This window comes from Citrobacter sp. (genome assembly GCF_050252275.1).
In the GTDB taxonomy this organism is placed as follows: domain Bacteria; phylum Pseudomonadota; class Gammaproteobacteria; order Enterobacterales; family Enterobacteriaceae; genus Citrobacter_A; species Citrobacter_A amalonaticus.
This window is the reverse complement of the sequence record NZ_JBFWLF010000242.1, coordinates 1-7,018: the sequence shown is the minus strand read 5'-3', so window position 1 is coordinate 7,018 and position 7,018 is coordinate 1. Positions and strand designations below refer to the sequence as shown.

General features: G+C 54.4%; 6 protein-coding genes and 1 pseudogene. 1 reads left to right on the top strand and 6 read right to left on the bottom strand.

Annotated elements, in window-relative coordinates; all coding sequences use genetic code 11:
• The first annotated feature begins 66 nt into the window (after positions 1 to 66).
• A pseudogene (locus AB7E14_RS17940) lies at positions 67 to 975 on the top strand (LysR family transcriptional regulator).
• A gap of 61 nt (positions 976 to 1,036) precedes the next feature.
• Here the strand turns inward: AB7E14_RS17940 and cobO are convergent.
• From cobO to AB7E14_RS17910, 6 genes are all read right to left on the bottom strand, one after another.
• Positions 1,037 to 1,639, bottom strand: coding sequence for a cob(I)yrinic acid a,c-diamide adenosyltransferase (cobO, locus tag AB7E14_RS17935; protein WP_043001355.1), 603 nt, complete (start codon positions 1,637 to 1,639; stop codon positions 1,037 to 1,039).
• A 9-nt stretch (positions 1,640 to 1,648) separates the two neighbouring features.
• Complete coding sequence (locus tag AB7E14_RS17930) at positions 1,649 to 3,301, bottom strand: class I fumarate hydratase (RefSeq protein ID WP_043001354.1); 1,653 nt, start codon at positions 3,299 to 3,301, stop codon at positions 1,649 to 1,651.
• Between the two features lie 113 nt (positions 3,302 to 3,414).
• A complete protein-coding gene (gene glsA, locus AB7E14_RS17925; protein ID WP_316961893.1) occupies positions 3,415 to 4,416 on the bottom strand; it encodes a glutaminase A in 1,002 nt (333 codons plus the stop codon).
• A gap of 70 nt (positions 4,417 to 4,486) precedes the next feature.
• On the bottom strand, positions 4,487 to 5,794 hold the full coding sequence (locus AB7E14_RS17920) for a dicarboxylate/amino acid:cation symporter (protein WP_043001352.1): 1,308 nt from the start codon (positions 5,792 to 5,794) through the stop codon (positions 4,487 to 4,489).
• 170 nt (positions 5,795 to 5,964) lie between these two features.
• A complete protein-coding gene (locus tag AB7E14_RS17915; protein ID WP_042320615.1) occupies positions 5,965 to 6,282 on the bottom strand; it encodes a DUF4387 domain-containing protein in 318 nt (105 codons plus the stop codon).
• The coding region (locus AB7E14_RS17910) for an acyclic terpene utilization AtuA family protein (protein ID WP_428169750.1) at positions 6,279 to 7,018 on the bottom strand (740 nt) is incomplete at its 5' end. The genes AB7E14_RS17910 and AB7E14_RS17915, both read right to left, overlap by 4 nt.

Genomic DNA, 7,018 nt, shown 5'->3' with positions numbered 1-7,018 from the left:
CGGGAGTCGGTTGCATTTATTTTTTATAAATTAAACTATTTTTGTACGCGGCATATGGAAGACGTTATGAGAGGAAAGATACCAAAGACTGAATTACTGGTGACGTTTGAAGTGGTGGCACGTCATGAAAGTTATACGCGTGCGGCGGAGGAGTTAGCATTAACGCAAAGTGCTGTATTTCGCTAGGTGAATGCACTTGAGGATTTTCTGCATACTGCATTATTTAATCATGCCAAAAAGCGGATTTTTTTAAACGAGGCCGGGAAGCATTATTTGAGCATTGTTAAAGAAACGCTAAATAAACTTGAGCGTGATACGAATACCATTATGACCTGGCAGCCCACGGTCGAAGTCATTGAACTGGCGGTCAACCCGACCTTCAGCACCCACTGGCTGATCCCCAATCTGCGTGAATTCAACAAACTTAACCCCGATATTATCGTTAATATTCACTCGCTGGCGAACATGGGCGATTTCCTCAACCGTGAATATGATGCGGCCATTATGCGTGAAGACTTCTGTTCGCCGTGGTCAGAAGTGGAGTATCTGTTCGAAGAGGAAATCCTCCCGGTTTGTAGCGGCAGTCTGCTGTCGCAGCCCAACCAGAAACTGGCGGTTGAAGAGTTGCTCAATGAGTTTCCCTTGTTGCATCAAAGTACGCGAATTAACGGCTGGCAGGAGTGGTTCGCCCTGTCGGATGTCAGTAGCCCACTGGTCAACAAAGGCCCGCGTTTTGATCTGCTGTCGATGCTGATCGCCGCGGTGCGATCGAATTTGGGGGTTGCGCTGCTCCCACGTTTTGCGATCCAGCACGATCTGGACAACGGTGACATGGTGATCCCTTGCGATGTGCCCATGCGCACGGGTAATCGTTTCATCATGACCTGGCGGGAAGAAAAAGCGGAATCCCGTCATTTACAGGTTTTCCGCGACTGGCTGTTACAAAAATCGGTGGTATCTCACCTGGAACGCTGACGGCGGATGACGGGTAAACGGGAAGCCGGATAAGCGCATGCGCCATCCGGCAACGACGTAACTACCAGTCAATTCCTGCCTGAGCCTGAATACCGCTGTCAAACGCATGCTTGACCGGGCGCAGTTCGCTCACCGTATCGGCAAGCTCCAGTAACTGCGCGTGACACCCTCGCCCGGTCACAATCACACTCTGCTGCGCCGGACGCTCCCGAATGGCGGCAATCACCTCGTCAGTATCCAGGTAGTGATACGCCAGCATGTATGTAAGTTCGTCCAGGACCACCAGATCGTAATGCGCATCGGCCAGCATGCGCTTGCTCTCTGTCCAGACAGCCTGCGCCGCCGCGATATCCGCCTCGCGGTTTTGCGTTTCCCAGGTAAACCCGGTACCCATAATGTGAAACTCAACCCCCAGCGGATGCAGGGTGTTGTATTCGCCATTATCCCACTGGCCTTTGATAAACTGCGCGACGCCAACGGTTTTACCATGACCCACCGCACGGGTGGCAGTGCCAAAGGCGGCCGTGGATTTCCCTTTTCCATTTCCGGTAAATACGATCAAAATCCCTTTTTGTTCCGTGGCGGCGGCCACACGGATTTCCACCTGTTCTTTCAGCTTTTGCTGACGCTGGCGATGACGGTCGCCATTGGCTCGCGCTTGCATAAACGCTCCTTAATGTCCTGCCGGGCAAGATGCACAACGATGCTGTTGTTCAAACTGGCTGAAGAAGTTATTTCCCTTGTCGTCTACCAGCACGAAGGCAGGTAGGTTTTCAACTTCCATCATCCAGACCGCTTCCATTCCCAGTTCGGGATATTCGAGGCAGCGCAGGCTTTTCACGTATTGCTGCGCCAGCAAGGCGGCGGCGCCACCGATGCTGCCGAGGTTGAATCCGCCGTGTTTATGGCAAGCCTCGGTGACTTGCGCACTGCGGTTGCCTTTGGACAGCATGATCAGGCTACCGCCAGCGGCCTGGAAAGCGTCGACATAGCCGTCCATGCGCCCGCCGGTGGTTGGCCCGAGCGAACCACAGGCCATCTGATCCGGCGTTTTAGCCGGGCCGGCATAGTAGACAATGTGATCTTTCATGTACGCTGGCATCGCTTCGCCGTTGTCCAGGCGCTCTTTGAGTTTGGCGTGCACGATGTCGCGGGCGACGACGATCGGGCCGTTTAGCGAAAGCCGCGTACCGACTGGCAGGGCGGATAAATCATGCAGGATCTCGCGCAGCGGACGGTTCAGATCCAGGTTTACGCTCTGTGCGCTGTTCTCGATGCGGCTGGATTCAGGGATAAATTTACCTGGGTTATGCTCGAGTTTTTCCAGCCAGATCCCGTGTTTGTTGATCTTCGCTTTGATATTGCGATCGGCGGAGCAGGAGAGCGCCATCGCGATCGGGCAGGAGCCGCCGTGGCGCGGCAGACGAATTACGCGAATATCATGGGCGAAATATTTACCGCCAAACTGCGCGCCAATGCCAAATTCACGGCTGGCATTGAGCAGCGCGGATTCCAGCGCCGTGTCACGAAACGCCTGACCCAGCTCATTACCGCTGGTGGGCAGGTTGTCGTAATACTTGGTTGAGGCCAGTTTGGCGACCTTGAGCGCCTGATCTGCGGAGAGACCGCCGACGACAAAAGCGATGTGATACGGCGGGCAGGCTGCGGTGCCCAGTGATTTCATCTTCTCGATCAGGAATGCGGTGAGCTTTTCCGGTTGCAGGATCGATTTGGTCTCCTGGAACAGTGCCGCCTTGTTGGCTGAGCCGCCGCCCTTATTGACAAACAAGAAGCGGTATTCGTTACCCGGTGTGGCGCTGATATCGATCTGCGCCGGCAGGTTGGTGCCGGTATTCACCTCGGTATACATATCCAGTGGGGCGTTTTGCGAATAGCGCAGGTTATTTTCTTTAAAGGTGGTGTAAATCCCTTTGCTGAGCGCTTCGGCATCATCGCCGCCGGTCCATATCTGTTGGCCTTTGCTGGCGACCACTGTCGCCGTACCTGTATCCTGGCAGTTCGGCAGCACGCCTTTCGCCGACACTTCCGCATTACGTAACAGCTGCAGGGCGACATATTTGTCGTTACTGCTGGCCTGCGGATCGTGCAGGATGCTGGCGATCTGCTTTAAATGTCCGGAGCGCAGGAAGAACGATGCTTCATAGAATGCCTGTTGCGCCAGCAGCGTTAATGCTTCCGGCGCCACTTTGATGACCTCTTCGCCATCTAACTCTGTCACCGTAACATGCTGATTGCTCAGTAATTCGTATTCCGTACTCTCTTTGCTTTGTACAAAGAGTTCTTGCCAGACAAAGGGTTTAGACATGTTACTTCTCACGTTAAGGTTGATATCGCCGGAGGGCGGCGTCGCGCCGTATCCGACCTACAAAAATGCCTGATTCGTAGGCCGGATGCGCATGAGCGCCATCCGGCATCCACTTAATGCGCCATAAAGAGATTGGCCTGCGTTGCATGGGCAACATATTCAATAGTCTGCTGGGCGCGCACGCTGTTCCCGGCGCTGTCCAGTGGCGGTGAGTAAACGGCAATGGCGTATTGTCCCGGTACCACCGCGACCATGCCCCCGCCGACGCCGCTTTTCGCCGGAATACCGACGGTGTACAGCCATTTTCCGCTGCCGTCATAGAGACCGGCGATGGCCATTTCAGCCAGCACCTGCGGTACATAGCGCTCATTGAGCAACTGTTTGCCGTTGAACGGCGATTTACCCTTGTTGGCCAGCACGGCACCCATTTTGGCAAGCTGCTCAACGGTGACGTCTACTGAACACTGGCGGGTGTAAATCTCTACGGCCTCCTGCGTATCGCCGTAGAAGCTGTTGTACGATGCCATCAGTTGCGCCAGCGCCTGATTGTGTTGGTTGGTCTCCATTTCCGATCTGAATACCGGTTCATTGACCGTGAGCGTGGCGTCGGCCCAGTCGTTCAGGTTGGTGAGGATTTTGTTCCAGCGGTCGGTTTTGTCTTTGGCGTCAATCAGGCTGACGGTACTCATGGCACCTGCATTGACCAGCGGATTCTCCGGTGCGCCCTTCGTGAGTTCGACCGCGAGGCCGGAATTAAAGGGCAGGCCGGTGGCATTAGCGCCGAGTTTATCCAGCACCTCCTGTGGCCCGTGCTGTTCCATCGCCAGCGCGAGGGTGAAGACTTTGCTCAGCGATTCCATCGGGAATGCTTTGTTGATGTCTCCTGCCTGGTAAATTTTGCCGTCAACGGTAGCGAGGGTAATGGCGAAGTTGTTGGGGCTGTAAGTGGCAAGGGCAGGGATGTAGTCGGCGACTTTGCCGTCGTTGTTACTTTTGTATTTCTGGTGTGCCTGTTCGATCAATGCGGCGTAGTCCGGCGCCGTTTGCGCCAGCGCGGCGGCGCTAAAAAACAGGCTGGCGGTTAACATGCTCGCGCCGAAGAATTTTACGTTCATGGTGCAACCTTGTTGGTGTGATTGGCATGTTGCCGGAAGGGGCGAGTGCTTATCCGGCAACCTGATATCATCAGGACATCACCACTTCTGACGGCTCAGTGGCAGGACGCTCCTGTTCTGGCGTTTTGACCGGCGCAGTGCCCCGGCAGCCGGAACCGAAATGTTCGCCTTCCCAGCGACTGACAATCGCGGCGCCCATGGCGTTACTCATCACGTTGGTTGCAGAACGGCCCATGTCGAGGAATGGATCGACGCCCATCAGCAGGATCAGACCGGCTTCCGGAATGTTGAACTGGTTGAGGGTAGCGGCAATGACCACCATCGAGGCACGCGGTACGCCTGCCATACCTTTAGAAGTCAACATCAGGATCAGCAGCATGGTGATTTGCTCGCCCATGCTCAGCTCAATGTTGCACGCCTGCGCGATAAAGACGGTGGCAAACGAGCAGTAGGCCATTGAACCCACGAGGTTGAAGGAGTAACCGATAGGCAGTACGAAACTGGCAATCTTGGACGAGACGCCGAATTTCTCCAGCTTATCCAGAGTACCCGGGAACGCGGCTTCCGAGCTGGACGTGGTAAATGCCAGCAGTGCCGGTTCGAGGATCGCTTTCGTCAGGCGACCGATGCACGGACCGACAATCATCGTTGACAGGCCGATGAGGATCGCCCACAGCATACCCAGCGTCAGGTAGAACTCACCCATGAAGATCCCGGCGCTCACCATCACGCCCAGCCCGCGTTCAGCGATAAGCCCGGAGATAGCGGCGAATACCGTTAACGGGGCGAACAGCATGACGTAACCCGTCAGTTTCAGCATGACGTGAACCAGAGAGTCGAGCACCTTCACGATCGGTTCGGCTTTCTCGCCAATCGCCGCCAGGCTACAGCCGAGAAAGATTGAGAACACAACGATTTGCAGGATTTCGTTACGCGCCATGGCGTCAACGATACTGGTCGGTACGGCGTGAGAAATAAACACTTTCAGCGTGAACGGTTCAGACTGAACGGCCGCCACGGCTCCGGCGTCATGGGCAACAAAGTTAATGCCCGCGCCTGGCTGGAACAGGTTGACGATCACCAGACCCAGCGCAATCGACAGCAGTGAGGCGCAAATAAACAGGAAAAAAGTTTTTGAAAATATACGCCCCAGCGTTTTCGCATCGCCCATTTTCGCGATGCCGACAACCAGGGTTGAAATAACCAACGGCGCGATAATCATTTTCACCATACGTAAGAATATGGTGGTGAAAATAGAGATATCCTGCGCATACGATTTTGCTGTATCAGCCGATGCCATATTATTAATAGCCACCCCGGCAATCATGCCGAGTATCAGGCCTAATATGATCATTTTTGTTAGACTTATTTTCTTCATGTTTACTCCATCGGATCTAGGCTGGTCTGTGAAGTGTTGTAGGGTCGCGTGCGCCAGAGCCAGGACAGCAGCTCAGACGCACGCAGGTTATGACCAACCGCATGAATTATCTGGAATACAGTGATACAGCGAAATCCTGTACGCCAATGGACGTTGTTGTATTTTATTGGTTACAGATCGAACTCAATACTTAATAACGGCGCATGCTGCTGCGCGCCATAAACATCATTGTCACCAACGTTGCCGGAAATAATATCGCGAGGCATCACGATTTTTACGGCATTCGCCGGGTCAAACCAGACGATGCGATGAATAAAATCAGGTTCAACGTTATATAAGCGGGCAATTAACTGCGGGGTTAATTGCTCAGAACGTTTTACCCGCTGATAGTCTTCGCGCGTTTTAAATAAAATATCTAACACCAGTTCATACGGTCCGGCGTTTTTAGAACGAATCACCTGCGCCAGGGTGCAAATAGCGTGTTTCATGCCTGAACTCCTTCTGGCGTCACCTGTTCGATATGGAAGTCAAAACGCAGGGCGTCGCTGGCTTCGATCAGGTGATAGATTGAGAACTCATACACCGGTCCGCTTTGAATGTCGGATGGCGAGAACGGGAAGGCGAGGTTGCCTGCCGTGGCGATCCGGTTTTCGTAGCCGTAGTGCAACAGGGTAGAGCGCACCAGCGAACAGACGCTGTTGGCGATATCCTGCGTCGGCGCGACCACGTCCAGCAAAATGCCCAGCTCATGCCCGGCGGTTTGCACCGGTTCATGGTTACCCATCACGCCGTTCTTGCCGTACAGGTGGAACGTCATGCGGATGCTGTCATCATTCAGCGAGAGGTTGCGGGCGACGCTGGCCTGAACTTCTTCGAGAATGGTGTCGATGCTGGCAATCATGATCGGATCGCGGGTACCGGCGATGGTCAGGCAACGGAAGCCCACCTGACGCGCGCCTTCCAGTTTCAGCGCATACGGCGTTGCTTCATGACGTGAACCGCTGACGTACACTTCGCCATCGTTTACCGCTTTGAAACTGCACCCTTTCAGGTTCAGCACGCCGCCTGGGCCTGGCAGGAAGTACGGATCGGATTTCTCATACAGGGTATGTGCCGCCGCCGACGTTTCGGTGAACTTGCGTTTCGGGTTGAACGTCTTCAGCGTAAAGCCGTTGTCGTCGATAATCCCCATTGCGCAGTCAGAACCGGAACCTGGGGTGGCGG